The sequence below is a fragment of the Pseudomonas sp. IPO3778 genome (assembly GCF_013386825.1).
In the GTDB taxonomy this organism is placed as follows: Bacteria; Pseudomonadota; Gammaproteobacteria; order Pseudomonadales; family Pseudomonadaceae; genus Aquipseudomonas.
Map to the genome: position 1 here is coordinate 1 of NZ_JACARC010000103.1, position 15,663 is coordinate 15,663.

At 64.1% G+C, this 15,663-nt stretch carries 11 protein-coding genes; 9 read left to right on the top strand and 2 right to left on the bottom strand.

All coding sequences use genetic code 11. The features are described from left to right. The first annotated feature begins 179 nt into the window (after positions 1-179). From HX855_RS32085 to HX855_RS32120, 8 genes are all read left to right on the top strand, one after another. Entirely contained in the window at positions 180-1,841 is a 1,662-nt protein-coding gene (locus tag HX855_RS32085) for an ABC transporter substrate-binding protein (protein WP_177091387.1), read from the top strand. Next, positions 1,838-2,818: an ABC transporter permease gene (locus HX855_RS32090; RefSeq protein WP_177091385.1), complete on the top strand. Its 981-nt coding sequence runs from the start codon at positions 1,838-1,840 to the stop codon at positions 2,816-2,818. The genes HX855_RS32085 and HX855_RS32090 overlap by 4 nt, the downstream gene beginning before the upstream one ends. Further along, positions 2,815-3,678, top strand: a complete 864-nt coding sequence (locus HX855_RS32095) for an ABC transporter permease (RefSeq protein ID WP_177091383.1) — start codon at positions 2,815-2,817, stop codon at positions 3,676-3,678. The genes HX855_RS32090 and HX855_RS32095 overlap by 4 nt, the downstream gene beginning before the upstream one ends. Beyond that, positions 3,675-5,390: an ABC transporter ATP-binding protein gene (locus tag HX855_RS32100; protein ID WP_177091381.1), complete on the top strand. Its 1,716-nt coding sequence runs from the start codon at positions 3,675-3,677 to the stop codon at positions 5,388-5,390. Before HX855_RS32095 ends, HX855_RS32100 begins: the two co-directional genes overlap by 4 nt. 20 nt (positions 5,391-5,410) lie before the next feature. Beyond that, positions 5,411-6,619 (top strand): acyl-CoA dehydrogenase family protein, encoded by a 1,209-nt coding sequence (locus HX855_RS32105; protein ID WP_177091379.1) that lies wholly within the window; start codon positions 5,411-5,413, stop codon positions 6,617-6,619. Then, positions 6,616-8,055, top strand: a complete 1,440-nt coding sequence (locus HX855_RS32110; protein WP_177091377.1) for an MFS transporter — start codon at positions 6,616-6,618, stop codon at positions 8,053-8,055. The genes HX855_RS32105 and HX855_RS32110 overlap by 4 nt, the downstream gene beginning before the upstream one ends. Beyond that, positions 8,055-8,573, top strand: coding sequence for a GNAT family N-acetyltransferase (locus HX855_RS32115; protein WP_177091375.1), 519 nt, complete (start codon positions 8,055-8,057; stop codon positions 8,571-8,573). The genes HX855_RS32110 and HX855_RS32115 overlap by 1 nt, the downstream gene beginning before the upstream one ends. Before the next feature lie 290 nt (positions 8,574-8,863). Continuing rightward, on the top strand, positions 8,864-10,669 hold the full coding sequence (locus HX855_RS32120) for an ABC transporter ATP-binding protein (RefSeq protein WP_177091373.1): 1,806 nt from the start codon (positions 8,864-8,866) through the stop codon (positions 10,667-10,669). Between the two features lie 35 nt (positions 10,670-10,704). On the opposite strand, the gene HX855_RS32125 is transcribed toward HX855_RS32120, so the two are convergent. Both HX855_RS32125 and HX855_RS32130 read right to left on the bottom strand, forming a co-directional pair. Continuing rightward, positions 10,705-11,793: a sigma-54-dependent Fis family transcriptional regulator gene (locus HX855_RS32125; protein WP_177091371.1), complete on the bottom strand. Its 1,089-nt coding sequence runs from the start codon at positions 11,791-11,793 to the stop codon at positions 10,705-10,707. Between the two features lie 22 nt (positions 11,794-11,815). Then, entirely contained in the window at positions 11,816-13,003 is a 1,188-nt protein-coding gene (locus HX855_RS32130) for an acyl-CoA dehydrogenase family protein (protein WP_177091369.1), read from the bottom strand. A 433-nt stretch (positions 13,004-13,436) separates the two neighbouring features. Between HX855_RS32130 and HX855_RS32135 the strand changes: the two genes are divergently transcribed. Next, entirely contained in the window at positions 13,437-15,542 is a 2,106-nt protein-coding gene (locus tag HX855_RS32135) for a TonB-dependent receptor domain-containing protein (protein WP_177091367.1), read from the top strand. Positions 15,543-15,663: the final 121 nt, after the last annotated feature.

The window sequence follows — 15,663 nt, forward strand, 5'->3', positions numbered from 1 at the left end:
GAAGAAACGGATATGTACTCGGTCCACCTCATCCCCAAGCTGTTGCCTGACCAACACTTCCCACACACATTGTCGTTTTCCCCAATCTCCCACCCGCCCAATGTCCCGTATTTACGGCCCCTGAAACCCGGCATGCCTTGTGCAATACCCCAATCCCCGGACTTCAGGCCTCACCAATCATGCAAGAACCCGCCCCTTACCCGCGACGATCCAGCCCGCTGCTCCTTATCAGCACCGCCACACTCTGCGGCCTGCTCCTAGGCTGCGGCCAAAGCGGCCCCACCGCCACCCGCAGTGACCAACCGGTAAAAGGCGGCACCCTGGTCTACGCCACCGACCGCGAACCCACCTGCCTCGACCCCCACGTGGCCGGCGACATGCCCCAGGTGTTCGTCGCCCAGCAGTACCTGGACTCCCTGGTCTCCATGGACCCCGACGGCCGCATCGGCCCCTGGCTCGCCAAGGCCTGGGAAGTGTCCCCGGACGGCCTGACCTACACCTTCCACCTGCGCAACGACGTGCACTTCACCGACGGCACCCCGTTCAACGCCGTCGCGGTCAAGGCCAACCTCGACCACATGGCCAACCCCAAGACCCAGTCGAGCACCGCAGGCGGCTACATCCGCCAATACCGCAGCACCGACGTGCTCGACGAATACACCGCCGTGGTGCACCTGGCCACGCCTTACGCGGCGTTTCTGGAAGTGTTGGCCCAAGGCTTCCTGGGCATCGAGTCCCCCACCGCACTGCTGCGCTCCCGCGACGTGAACTGCGAAAGCCCGGTGGGCAGCGGCCCGTTCAAGGTGGTGCGCTGGGACCGCCAGAGCCAGGTCGAGCTGGTGCGCAACCCCGACTACAACTGGGCACCGCCCACCGCCAAACACCAGGGCCCGGCCTGGCTCGACCGGATCGTCTGGAAGTTCATCCAGGAACCTTCCGTGCGCTTCGCCTCGTTGCAGGCCGGTGAGGTCGATGTCATCGAAGCACTGCCCCCCGAATCCCACGAGGCCGCCCGGCGCAATCCGGACCTGACCTTGGTGATCGCCCAGCGCCCCGGCAACCCCACCAACGGCACCCTGAACATTACCCGTGCGCCGTTCGATGACCTGCGGGTGCGCGAAGCCTTCGTGCGCAGTTCCGATATCGAGGGTGCGTTGAAGAGTGTGTACTTCAACGAATTCCCCCGCGCCGGCGGCCCGTTGAGCCCGGCCACGCGCTTCTACAGCCCGGAATTCCAGCACGCCCAGGATTACGACCCGGCCCGGGCCGCGCAGTTGCTCGACCAGGCCGGCTGGACTCAACGCGACAGCGAGGGCTACCGCACCAAGGACGGCAAGCGCCTGCAAGTCCATGTGGTGATGGGCAACCGCACGCCACCGTCGGAATACACCCTGTGGGAGCAGGTACAGGCCACCACCCGGCAGGCCGGCTTTGAGCTGATCGTCGACCAGATGAGTGACGTGCAGGCCACCCAGCGCCAGGCGGACTGGGACTACGACATTCGCCTCGGCTACTGGAACACCAACACCGCCGACGTGCTGCGGATCATCTTCGGCAGTGAGTTCATCCGCCCCGCAGGCGTAGGGGGTTATCACCAGAACACCGCAGGCTTCAGTGACCCGGCCTTCGACACGCTGATCCAGCAAGCCCTCACCACCCAGGACAGCGACCAGCGCCGGGCCTTGTATTACCAGGCGCAGAAGATCGCTTCCAGCCAGTACCTGCAACTGACCACCTACCCGCAAAGCACGCGGCTGGGGATCTACAAGACCACCCAGGGTGTGCGGCTGGAGCCGTCGCTGGCGGTGACCTATCTCTATGACGCATGGGTGAACAAATGAGCAATCCTTCACTTGCCAACCCACGCCACGAGCGCCTGGCCCGGCTCGGCAAACGCGCTTTGTGGCGCCTTGCCGGCGGGGTGCTGGTGCTCTGGGCGGTGGCCACGCTGACCTTCTTTGCCTTGCGCCTGATGCCCGGTGATCCGGTGCTGGCGATCCTCGGCGGCCCGAGCGGCAACCCCACCGCCGAGACCATCGCCGAAGCGACCCGCGAGTACGGGCTGGACAAGCCGCTGGCGGTGCAATACGCGTTGTACCTCGGGCGGCTGGTGCAGGGCGACTTGGGGGTTTCCTATTCCCAGCATCTGCCGGTGACCCGAGTGCTCGCCGAGCAATCCTGGCCGACCCTGGAGCTGACCCTGACCTCTCTCGCGCTGGCCTGGGTGCTGGTGCTGGCGCTGACGGTGCTCACCGCCGGGCGCCGACGCTGGGTGGCCAGCCTGGCCTCGCTGGCCGAAACCCTGGCCGCCGCGTTGCCGCATTTCTGGCTGGGGATTCTGCTGCTGGCGGTGTTTGCGTTCGGCCTCCGGCTGTTCCCGCCAGCGGGCAGTGATGGCTGGCGCACCCTGGTGTTGCCGTCGTTCGCCCTGGCGATTCCGCTGGCCGGGTTTATCGCCCAGGTCACCCGTGAATCCCTGGATTTGACCCTCGACCAACCCTTCATCCTGACCGCCCGCACCCGTGGCCTGAGTGACTTCAACGTGCGCTTCAAACACGCGTTGCGCCACGCCGTATTGCCGGGCATCTCGCTGTCGGGCTGGGCCATCGGCGCGCTGATCAGCGGTGCCGTGGTGATCGAAGTGATTTTTTCCCGCAAGGGCCTCGGCCGACAGCTGTACCAGGCGGTGCAGGCACAGGACCTGCCGCTGACCATCGGCATCAGCCTGGTGGTCGCCGCCGGTTACGTGCTCGCCAACATCCTGGTCGACCTGCTGTACCTGTGGGTCGACCCTCGCCAACAGGAGATTCCAGCATGAGCGGCCTGACCCTGGAAACACCGCTGCCCGCGCTGCGGATTCAGCGCACCACCCGCACGCTGCGGCCCGGCCCGCTGTTGGCGATGACCTTTCTGCTGCTGGTGATTGTCGCGGCGCTGGTGCCGCAGGGGTTCGCCTACAGCGATCCATTGGCCATCGTGCCCCGCGAGGCGTTTCATCCGCCGAGCTGGGCCCACTGGTTCGGCACCGACCAGTCGGGGCGGGATATTTTTTCACGGGTGATCTACGGCACCCGCCAGTCGCTGTTTATCGGCCTGGCCGCCACCGCGATCGCCATGGGCATCGCCATCGTGCTCGGCCTGCTGGGCGGGCTCGGCGGCGCGCGGGTGGACCGTAGCGTGGGTTGGTTGCTGGAAGTGCTGTTTGCGTTCCCGAGCCTGATCCTGGCGCTGCTGTTCGTGGCGATCTTCGGCAGCGGCATTGGCCCGCTGATTGTCGCCACCGGGCTGGGCAGCGCACCGGGCTACGCACGCATGGTCCGTGGCCAGGTGCTGGCGGTGCGCAACGCGGGCTACATCGAAGCGGCCCGGGCCCTCGGGCATCCGCCGCTGCGCATCATCCTGCGGCAGCTGCTGCCGAACGCCATGCGCCCGTTGATCGTGACGCTGACCATGGGCGTGGGCCAGGCGATTGTCTGGGCTTCGGCCCTGAGTTTTCTCGGCCTGGGCGCACGTCCGCCGGCGCCGGAGTGGGGGACCATGTTGTCCATGGGCCGCGACTTTATTGCCAACGCCTGGTGGCTGACGTTCTTCCCCGGCCTGTTCATCGTATTGACCACGCTGTCGACCACGGTCACTGGCCGTTACCTGCAACAACGCCTGGAGGGCCGTCTTTCATGAGCGACCAGAAACGCTTGATCGTTGAAGGGCTGTCCATCGAGTTTGCCGGGCAGTCGGTGGTACGCAATCTGTCTTTCACCCTGGAGCCGGGCAAAACCCTGGCGCTGGTGGGTGAGTCCGGCTCGGGCAAAAGCGTCACCGCCCGCAGCCTGATCGGCCTGGCGGGTGCGGGCGCGAAGGTCACGGCGCGCACCTTGAGTTACGACGGAGTGGATTTGCTCAGCCTGTCGGAACGCGGCTGGCGCCGTTTGCGTGGCAACGGCATCGGTTTTGTATTGCAGGACGCACTGGTGTCCCTCGACCCGTTGCGGCCGGTGGGCAAGGAAATTCTCGAAGCGCTGGAGACCCACGGCTGGGGCGACCGTCGCAGCCGTGGCGAACGGGTCATCGAACTGCTGGACCTGGTCGGTGTACCCGAACCGCAACTGCGTGCGCGCCAGCGCCCCGATCAACTCTCCGGCGGCCTGCGCCAGCGTGCGCTGATTGCCAGCGCCCTCGCATTGAACCCCGGCCTGGTGATTGCCGATGAACCCACCACCGCGCTGGACGCCACGGTGCAGGCGCAGATTCTGCAGGTGTTGCAGCAGATCAAGGCCCGCGGCGATTCGCTGCTGATCATCAGCCATGACCTGGCGGTGGTCGCGCAACTGGCGGACGAGGTGCTGGTGCTGCGCCACGGTGAAGTGGTGGAGCAGGGCCCGATGGATCAGGTGCTGCTCAACCCGCGCCACGCCTACACGCGCTCGCTGCTGGATGCGGTGCCCGCCGAGCATGCCCGTGGCACACGCCTGTCGCCGGAGCGCAGCAACGCTGTGGCGCAACCACGGCCGGGCGCGGATTCGCCGGTGTTGCTCAAGGCCACGGGCCTGGGCAAACGGTATGTCGGCCCCGATCAACAGTCACGCCAGGTGGTGGATGGCGTCAGCTTCGAACTGCGCGCCGGCCGCACCCTGGGCATCGTCGGTGAGTCCGGCTCCGGCAAAACCACGGTGGCGCGCATCGCCCTCGGGCTGCTGCAACCGGATGCGGGCGAGGTGCGTTTTCTCGACCAGCCGTGGGCCGCGGCAGGCGCCGGGCGGGTGGAGGAGAAGGCCCGACGTGTGCATCGCCGGGACATCAGCGTGATCTATCAAGACCCGCTGAGTTCATTCGACCCGCGCTGGACGGTCGGGCAGATCCTCAGTGATGCGCTGGACGTTGCAGGCATCGACGCCGAGCAACAGGCCGCCCGGGTGTCGCAGTTGCTCGACCAGGTCCGCCTGGCGCCGCAACTGGCCGAGCGTCGGCCCCTGCAATTGTCGGGCGGGCAGCGCCAGCGCGTGGCGATTGCCCGGGCGATTGCCAGCAACCCCAAAGTGATTATCTGTGACGAGCCGGTGTCGGCGCTGGATGTGTCGGTGCAGGCCCAAGTGCTGGATCTGCTGGCCGACCTGCAAGCGTCCCTGGGCCTGGCCTACCTGTTTATCTCCCACGACCTGGGGGTGATTCGCCACGTCAGCGATGAGGTGTTGGTGATGCGTCACGGCCAGGTGGTGGAAAGCGCCAGCGTCGAGGCGTTGTTCGAATCGCCCCAGCACGAATACACCCAACGCTTGCTGGGGGCCGTGCCGCGCTTGCCCGGTAGTGGCACACAACTGGTGGTGCCGGCCCTGGAGGCGGAACACCCCGGCTGGCTGTTTGATGAATCGCGCCTGTGGAAAATCGCCATCTAGACCTGAATCAAGGAAGTGCCATGAGCAAGTTGTCTGCTGTACCCAAGCCGCCGGTTGTGACGGTGGCCGAATTGAATGCCCGTGCCGACCGCATCCTGCCGCCGATCGCCGCCGGTGCTGCGCAACGGGAGCGCGATCGCCAACTGCCGTATGAGGCGGTGGCGCAGATCGCCCATGCCGGGCTGTTTACCGTACGGATTCCCAAGCGGTTTGGCGGCGCCGGTGGTTCGGTCAAGGACGCGATTGCCTTGCTGATTCGCATCGCCTCGGCCGACTCCAATGTGGCCCAGGCGTTGCGTCCCGGTTTCGGGTTTGTCGAGGGCCTGCTGGCGTCCCGCGCCGAGGGCGCGGAAGAGGAGCGTGAACGCTGGTTTGCGCGCTATCTGCAAGGCGCGGTGATCGGCAATGCCGGCTGGGAAGTCGGCGGTGCCAACGGTTCCATCAGCGCGCGTATCGTGCGTGACGGCGAGCATTTCCGGGCGTCCGGCAGCAAGTACTACAGCACCGGTTCGCTGTACGCCGACTGGGTCAGCGCCGTGGCCCTGGACGAAAATGACCAGCCCGTCTCCTTCATCCTGCCGCGCGACCGCCAGGGCCTGGAGCTGCTGGATGATTTCGACGCCATGGGCCAGCGCCTGACCGCCAGTGGCACCACCCATCTGCATGATGTGCAGGTGTTGGCCAGCGAGATCCGCACCCGCACCGTCGAGGAAGGCAAACGCACGATTGTCACGCCGTTTTTGCAAGTGTTCCTCGCGGCGGTGCAGGCGGGTATCGCACGCAATGCCTTGAATGATGCGGTGACCTTCGCCAAGGACCATGCCCGGCCGATCAAGCACAGCAGCGCCACGCGCTCGGTGGATGACCCGTATGTGGAACTGAGTGTGGGCGACGTTTCGGCCCGGGCGTTTACTGCCGAAGCGGTGGTGCTGCACGCGGCGGACGCCATCGACCGCGCCTGGGCCGCCGATCTTGAGGCGGTGGCCGTCGACCAGGCAGCGGTGGATGTGGCGCAAGCGCAATACATCGCGGCGGAGTCAGCGCTCAAGGCCGCCGAGCTGGTGTTCGACGTGGGCGGCGCGTCCACCACCGGCCGCGCCCATAACCTGGACCGGCACTGGCGCAACGCGCGCACCGTGGCCAACCACAATCCCCGGCACTGGAAAGCCGCAGCCGTGGGCGCCTGGCAACTCAAGGGCACGCCACCACCGACCTCGGGGCTGTTTTGAACCACGCCCTCGACCTTTCACACCCCGTGGGCGAGGTGGGCACCGGGCACGCGCGCCGGGTGCCGATGATCATCGGCTGTGCGCTGTTCATGGAGCTGATCGACGCTACGGCGGTGCTCACGGCGCTGCCGCAGATGGCCCGGGATTTCGGCGAGCCCAGCGTACGCATGAACCTGGTGGTGTCGCTGTACCTGCTGGCGGTGGCGCTGTTTGTGCCGGTCAGCGGTTGGGCGGCCGACCGGTTTGGGCCGCGTCGGGTGTTTATCAGCGCGATCGTGCTGTTCACCCTGGCGTCGGTGGCCTGTGCCTGTTCGGGCTCGCTGCTGCAATTGTCCCTGGCGCGTTTGGCCCAGGGCGCTTCGGGGGCGATGATGGTGCCGGTGGGGCAGGTGATCCTGCTGCGCTGGTCGGCGCGGGAAAACCTCCTGCGCGCCATGTCGTACCTGACGGTGGCGGCGCTGGTGGGGCCGCTGCTGGGTCCGCCTTTGGGCGGGTTGCTGGTGACGGTGCTGTCATGGCACTGGATCTTCCTGATCAACCTGCCCATTGGCGTGCTCGGGGTGATCCTGGTGCTGCGCTACATCCCGGATTATTCCGGGACGCCTGGGCAGCCACTGGATGTTCCCGGCCTGTTGCTCAGTGCGGTGGCGCTGGGCGGGCTGGTGTTTGGCTTCGAGGTGCTGGGCCACGGCCTGTTGCCGCGCCAGTGGGCGTTGCTGCTGATTGGCGGCGGGCTGTTGAGTGCCTGGCTGTATGTGCGGCATGCGCGGCGCACGGCGCACCCGTTGATCGATTTCTCATTGTTGAAAATACCGACCTTCGCGGTGAGTTTCTGGGGCGGCAACCTGATGCGCATCGGCAGCGCGTCACAGCCGTTTTTGCTGGTGCTGCTGTTCCAGCTGTGTTTCGGGCTTAACCCGTTGCAGGCCGGGCTGTTGAGCGTTGCCGGTGGCGTGGGGGCGTTGCTGATGAAGATGCTGGCGGTACGCATCGTCAGTCGCTTCGGCTTCCGGCGTACCTTGATCAGCAATGCCGTGCTCACCGGTGCAACCCTCCTGGCGTGCAGCCTGTTCGAGGTATCAACGCCTTACTGGATTGTAATACTGGTGTTATTTGGCAGCGGGATCATTCGCTCGTTGCAATTCAGCACCCTGGGGGCGTTGACCTATGCCGACGTGCCACCGGAGCAATCCAGCCGCGCCAGCAGCCTGTCGGCGATGACCATTCAGTTGACGTTGAGTTTGTCGGTGGGCATCGCGGCGGGCCTGCTCGGCTTGATCATGGCCGTGCGCGGGCATGCCACGGTCGAGCAGAGTGATATTGCCTGGATCATGGCGGGTGCCGGATTGCTGTGTGCCTTATCGGGGCTGGTTTATCGCAGGCTGTCGCCGCAGGCGGGCTCGGCGATTTATGCAAAACGCGCAGAGGGTATTTGATGATTCGTGCAGCCCATGTCGAGGACGCAGGTGACATTGCCTGGGTGCATATTCGCAGCTGGCAACAGGCTTATCGTGAGCTGATGCCGGTGGCTTACCTGGCTTCGCTGGAGGCGACACAGCCCCGGCGCGAAGCCTTATGGCGGCAGTCGATTGAGCAGGCAAACGAAGCCGTGTTTGTCGCAGAGGTTGATGGGCGTGTGGTGGGCTGGATTGCCGTGAGCCCGAGCCGTGATGAGGACGCTGATCCCGGCAACACCGGTGAAGTGCAGGCCGTGTATGTGCTGGCCGAGTATTGGGGCACCGGGGTGGGCAGGGCGCTGTGGCTCAGGGGCCTGGAACACCTCGCCAGCCAGGGCCTGGAGACGGCGACGTTGTGGGTGCTTGCCGGAAACCGCCGGGCAATTCGTTTTTACCAGAACGCCGGCTGGACAGCGCAGGCCGAATCAAGCCGGCCCCTTACCCGGGGCGGTTGTGAGTTGGAGGAAATTCGCTACCAATCCCAAAAACAACACTGAACCTGTGCCGAGGGCGCTTGCTGTGGTGAGGGAGCTTGCGGTGGTGAGTAAGCTTGCTGTGGAGAGGGAGCTGCTGTGGCGAGGGAGCTTGCTCCCGCTGGAGTGCGAAGCGCTCCCAGGATTTTGGGGCCGCTGCGCAGCCCAGCGGGAGCAAGCTCCCTCGCCACAGCAGCTCCCTGCCACAGGTGATTCGGTTGTCTGTTCCATTTGCTGACTATCAGGCACCGACGGTGCCATTTTTTGCCTGAAAGCTGCGCGGCCACAGGCGTCATTCAGGAATGTCATTGGCCATGAGCTCGTCTTTTTCATTGTTTCGCACCTGGAATGTCCAACACTTGCCGTCTACCCCGGCGGCGTTTGTGCGGCATTTCATCGGTCATTTCAAAGGATGGTACCTGGCGATTCTGCTGCTGCAGATTGCCGCCGTGGTGTGTTCGATCCTGATTCCCTGGGGCCTGGGGCAAATCACCCGTACCGTGAGTAACGGCCTGGAGGCGGACCGAGCGTTCGAGGTGCTGCGCTGGCCCTTGACCCTGTTCGCCGTACTGCTGGTGTGCGAGGTGCTGTTTACTCGCGCGGCGGCGGGCTGCCATATCCATGTGCTGCCGTTGCAGCGGCGTACGGTGACCCACGTGGTGTTCGCCTACCTGCAACAGCATTCCCACCGTTTTATCAGCAACGAGTTCGCCGGCGCCCTGGCGCACCGGGTGTCGGAAGTGACCCTCGGGGTGAACCAGACCCTGAGCATCCTGCTGTTCGACCTGATCCCGCTGCTGGTCACGCTGAGCCTGGCCACGGCGTTGCTGTGGACCGCATCGCCCCTGTTGGCGCTGTTCATGGCCGGCTGGTCGGTGGTGTTCATCGCCATCTGTTACCTGCTGGCGCGGCGCAGTCATCCGCTGGCCCAGCAGTATTCGGCCGCCCGCAGCACCAGCACCGGCAAGGTGGTGGACGCGGTGTCCAACCTGGCCAATATCCGCCTGTTTGCCCGCCATGCATTCGAGCACAGCTACCTGGGCACTTTCCTCGACAAGGAGGTGACCGCCGCCTACCGCTCCCTCGGCTACATGGAGCGTATCCGCTGGTTCCAGACCAGCTGTGGCGTGGTGCTCAAGCTGGGGCTGTTGCTGCTTGCCCTGTACCTGTGGCGCAGTCACCGCATCGATATCGCCGCGTTTGTGATGTCCACCAGCCTGTCGCTGTTGATCATCAGTGACGTGGGCAACCTGTCGCGGCGCTTTCTTGAATTCTTCGAAGCCACCGGCAATATCGCCAACGGCGTGCGCAGCCTGATTCGTCCCCATGAGGTCATCGACCAACCCGGAGCCAAGGCGCTGCAGGTCAAGCGCGGGGATATCGAGTTTCGCGACGTGGGCTTCAGCTACGGCGCCGGCCGGCCGATTTTCGAGCACCTGAATATCGTCATCCCCGCCGGCCAGAAAGTCGGCCTGGTGGGCGCCTCGGGCTCCGGAAAGTCGACCCTGCTGAGCGTGCTGCTGCGCCTCTACGACGTGCAGCAAGGCCAGGTGCTGGTGGACGGCAAGGACGTGCGTGACGTCACCCAGCATTCCCTGCACCAGCAGATCGGCCTGATCCCCCAGGAGCCCGGGCTGTTCCACCGCAGCATTCGCGAAAATATCCACTACGGCCGCCTGGATGCCTCGATGGACGAAGTGGCCGAGGCAATCCATCGCGCCGGTGCCCGTGAGTTTATCGACAGCATGGAGCACGGCTACGAATCCCTGGTGGGCGAGCGTGGGGTCAAGTTGTCCGGCGGCCAGCGCCAGCGCATCGCGATCGCCCGGGTGTTGCTGAAGAACGCGCCGATCCTGGTGATGGATGAAGCCACCTCCAGCCTGGACTCCATCACCGAGCGTTTCATCCAGGACAAGCTCGACGAAATCATGGAAGACAAGACCGTGTTGGTGGTCGCCCACCGGCTGTCCACCGTGGCCCATCTGGACCGGATCCTGGTGTTCGACAATGGCCGGGTCGTCGAGGACGGCAGCCACGAACAGCTGCTGCGCCAGGGTGGGCACTACGCGCGGTTGTGGAGCCGCCAGTTCAGCGATGCGCTGGACGAAGCGGTGCTGTGATCAGGCGGCGTACCGGGTACGCCGCGCAGTGCCGCTTAGATCGACAGGTGCAGCACCCGGTCATCCCGGGCGCTGGTTGGCGAGCGGCGCTTGTTGACCTTCAGCTCGCCCAGGTTGATCAGTAAGGTGCGGGTCACATTGCGGCTGAGCCCCAGCAGCTCGGCGGTGTGCACCTGGTTGTGGTGGCAGAGGCGGTAAGCGGCGGTCAGCAGGCTGCGCTCGACCTGTTCGTGGAGGTTGTCGATCTGTTCCTCGAACAATCGCTGGAAGGCCTGGTTGAGCAAATCATGGGCCGTGGTGCTGTCTTCCTGGCGCTCGATACGCAGGTTGGACATGCGCAGGTCATCGGCCTGGATCACGCCGTCGCGGCAGATCAGCAAGGTGTGGTGAATGACGTTTTCCAGTTCGCGGATATTCCCCGGCCAACTGTAGGTGGCCAGCCGGTGCTCGGCTTCCGGGCTCAAGATGACGTCGCCATAGCCCAGGCGGCGGGTGTAGGTGTCGATGAAATACTGCACCAGCGGCAGAATATCGCCGGGGCGATCCCGCAGCGGGCTGAGTGCCAGGTTGACCACGTTCAGGCGGTAGAACAGGTCCTCGCGAAAGTGCCCGGCGTTGATGGCTTTTTCCAGCTGCACGTTGGTGGCCGCCAGCACCCGCACATTGATCGCAATGCTCTTGCGCGAACCCAGGCGCACCACTTCGCGCTCCTGCAACACCCGCAGCAGCTTGACCTGGATCGACATCGGCAGGTCGCCGATTTCATCCAGGAACAGCGTGCCGCCATTGGCTTCTTCAAACCAGCCGGCCTTGGCGCCGAGGGCGCCGGTGAACGCGCCTTTCTCGTGGCCGAACAGTTCGGCTTCCACCAGGGATTCGGAGAAGGCGCCGCAATTGACCGCCACGAACGGCTGTTCCTTGCGCCCGCTGAGGTTGTGGATATGGCGTGCCACCAGCTCCTTGCCGGTACCGGTTTCGCCGATGATCAGCACGCTGGCTTCGCTCGGCGCGACTTGTTGCACATGCTTGAGCAAGGCCTTGGACCTGGGGTCTTCAAACACCTGCGCGGTGGCGCGGATGGAGGTGGCAAGGGCGGGCGAGGGCGGTAAGGTCAGCAGTTGCATGGTGATCCCTTTGAATAAAAGATCAGGAATAAAACGTCGGGATGGGCAGGGTATGGTTCAGTGCCCACTCTCCCAGTTCATGGAGTTTGTAATCCAGCGGGTCATGCAGGCTCTGGGTGCGCAAATTGCGCCAGTGCCTGTCGAGTGCCACCGAGGCGTGGGTAGCCCGCGCGCCGGTGACCTCGAAGACCTTGCTACAGAGCGCCAGGCCGTTGCGGCTGGCGGCGACTTTGGCGGTGGCGATGGCAATGGCCGCTTCGCCGCGCTCCTCGCTGGTCAGGGCTGAACCCTTCGCCCATGCCGAATCCAGCACCTGGCCGGCGTGCTCCACCAACAGGCGGGTGCTTTGCAGGGCTACCCAAAAATCGCCGTAGTGGCTGAGGATGTAAGGGTCCTGGGCGCTGTGGCTGGCGCTGGAGCGAAACCACGGGCGGGCTTCTTCCAGGGTGTATTGGCGCGCTTCTTCGAAGGCGCCTTCGGCGATGCCGAGGAAGATATTCGCGAAGTGCAGTTGCGCAATCAGCGGGCGCAGGCAGGCGAACGGTGTACTCAGGGGGCCGGGGTCCAGCAGCAGGTCGGATTCTTCCACACGCACGCGCTTGAAGGTCACGCTGCCGCTGTCGGTCTGGCGCTGGCCCATGTTGTTCCAGTCGTTGTGCAGGATGATCCCGCTGCGGGCGCTGGGGATGGCCGCGATCAGCAACGTGCCGCCGGCGCTTTCATCGATGGCCGAGGCGATCAGCATTTCTGAATCGTTGGCGCCGGAGCAGAAGTTTTTCTGCCCCGAGAATTCCCGCCAGCCGCTGTGGCGCTTGACCACCGTGCGCGTGTCCAGGGGGTTCAGGGTGTTGCCCCAGAACCAGTTGTTGCTGGCGGTCAGGCTGAACCAGGTTTGCCACTGGGCGGGGGTGGCGAACAACCTCACGGTGGCGAGCATCAGGTGATGAAAACCGAAGACGTGGGCGATGGAGCTGTCGACCCGGGCAAATTCGCGCACCACTTCGAAGGTTTCCGACCAGTTGGCGTCCAGGCCGCCGAATTGCCCGGGAATGCTCAGGGACAACAAGCCACTGCTGCGCAGGGTGTCGCGTTCGGCTTTGGGGGTGCCGCCGATGGCGTCCCGGTGCACGGCGGTGCGGGCGAACTCGGTTGCCAGGTCACGGGCAATTTCCAGCGGCGTCCTGCGGGTGCTGAGTAAGTTGACCGTCACGGGTAAATACCTCGTTGTTTAATTATCGAGCGTGTTGAGTGCCTTGACTCATTAGTTGCCAGAGCAAGAGCCATACCAAGTAAAAGTAAGCCGATAATGTGGGTGTTCTTGTTTGTGGGTGTGGTCGGTGACTCTCAAATACGCAACTTTTGTTGCACAGGTGTTGGGATTCGGACACTTGCTCTCGGGCCCGGCCGGGCGGGCCCCGGTTATGCTTTTAGCTATTAAGCATATAAGTCATTGTTGTTTTACGACGTTGTCTGGAATCGAACATTTCACCAGCAAAGTGTTGCGCTTGTGGCGGTTTAAAGTGGGCGATGGTCCCGTATTTATTGATGTTTTGACGTGGCACGAACCCTGCAAAGTTTGAATCAGAGCGCGACTATACGAATAGATGCTCCCACTGATACGAGACCCCAGGAGTATTTAATTCATGCGGCAACTGTTTGAACCACGCGCGCGTTTTTTTGCGTCACTGGCCACCGCTTCCAGCCTTGGCGTGCTGTTGATGTTGGTACACGGCGCGGCCTTTGCCGCCGAGGCCGACCCGACCCTGGCCACGGTGGTGGTCACCGGCGCCGAGGCCACCGAAGCACAGAAGGCCGAAAAACAGCTGGCCAATGTGCCCGGCAAAACCGCGGTGATCGATAACCGTAAAATCGAGCAGGGCCGCGCAGCCAATGCCGAGGACGTGCTGGCGTTGCAGCCCGGCGTCTTCGCCCAGGCCACCAGCGGCTCGGGCGCCAACAAGATTTCGATCCGGGGTTCGGGCCTCAATACCTTCTATCAAGGCTATGTGCTGGGGATTAAATTCCTCTACGACGGCCTGCCGCTGACCGGGCCGGGCGGCACCCAGGAAGACATGCTGGACATGGCCTCGGTGGACCACACCGAAGTGCTCTACGGCGCCAACGCCTTCCGTTATTCGGCCTTGTCCCTGGGCGGCGCGATCAACTTCGTGAGCAAGACCGGCCGCACCGATCCGGGCAATTACGCGCGCTTCGAAGCCGGCAGCTTCGGCTACCGTAAGCAGCAACTGAGCACCGGTGGCGTGGACGGTGACAACGACTACTACGTCAGCATCCAGCACAACGAGCGTGACGGTTACCAAGACAATACGCCGAACAAAGGGCAGGGCATCGTCGCCAACTTCGGCCACGTCTTCAGCCCGCAACTGGAGACGCGCTTCTATATTCGCTACAAGGAAGAAACCCTCAGCCAGGGCAATACCCTGACCAAGTACCAACTCAAGCACGACCCCACCAGCAACCTCGTGCCCATCGGGCGCAAGAAGGACGGCTCGACCCTGCTGGGCAGCACCACCACCTACACCTTCGACGACAATGCCAAGCTCGAAGTCGGCCTGGGCTACAACGATTACCCGCTGGACAACGGCTGGCGCTATTCGCCAACCCCCCAGGAATGGCGCTCCCAGGACGTTAACCTGACCCTGCGCTACTTGCGTACCGCCGACACCTTCTTCGGCCTGCGCAGCGACAGCAGCGTGACCTTCAGCAACACCCTGGCGTACCTGGCCGATGTGAAGTCCCACAGCCAGGCCACCGGCATCACCCAGCAGAAAACCAACTACACCGGCTCCCGGGACACGGTGTTTTCCCTCGGCAACGAACTGCAACTGAATGACCGTACGTGGCTGTCCACCGGGCTGTCGCTGATTGATATCAAGCGCAAGGCGCAGATCGAATACACCACCGGCACCAATACCAGCGCGTTCCCCAGTGGCGTGGAATACGACGAGACCGACGTCGCCCCGCGCATCGGCCTGCGCTACCAGCTGACCCCGGAATTCGAAGTGTTCGGCAACGTCAGCCGCTCGGTGGACCCACCGGTCACCTGGCAGTTGGGCAGCACCGGCACGCCGTATATCCGCGATGTGCGGCCACAAAAAGCCAACACTGTGGAGTTCGGGATTCGCGGCGGCCACGGCATTTTCGACGGCAGCCTGACGGTGTACCGCTCGTGGGTGCAGAAAGAACTGTTGTCGGTGGTGGTGCGCCAGGCAACCGCGACCCAGGACCAACTGGTGGCCACCTCCAACGGCAGCGCGACGATTCACCAGGGCATCGAAGCCGGCTTGAATGCGCAACTGTGGGACGGCGGCAATGGCGACACCGTGACCTTGCGCCAGGCGTACACCTTCAACGACTTCCACTACCGCAATGACGCGGTGTTCGGCGACAACCAACTGCCGGGCCTGCCGCGTCAGGTCTACCAGGCCGAGCTGGAATATCGCCAGGGCAGCGGGTTCTACGCGCAGCTCAACGCCCGGGCGGCGTCCAGCTATTACGTGGATTTTGCCAACTCCCTGAGCGCGCCGTCTTACACGTTGTGGGGCGCGAAGGTGGGCTACGAGGCCCCGAGCAAGAAGTGGGAAGTGTTCGTCGATGCGCGCAACCTGACCAACAAACGCTATGCCACGGCCACCAACACCGCGTATGACGCCAAGGGCCAGGACTCGGCCAACTTCTATGTGGGGGATGCGTTCAACGTGACCACGGGGGTGGCGTTTCACTTCTGACCGCAGGCTGGCGCTCTAACAAACAAAGGAAATCCTGTGGGAGCTGCTATGCCTTCAGACCGAGCGCGTCCAGCAACCGGTTTGGCCTTGTGCCTGGGGTAATCTGGCCGCAGGCACCCTG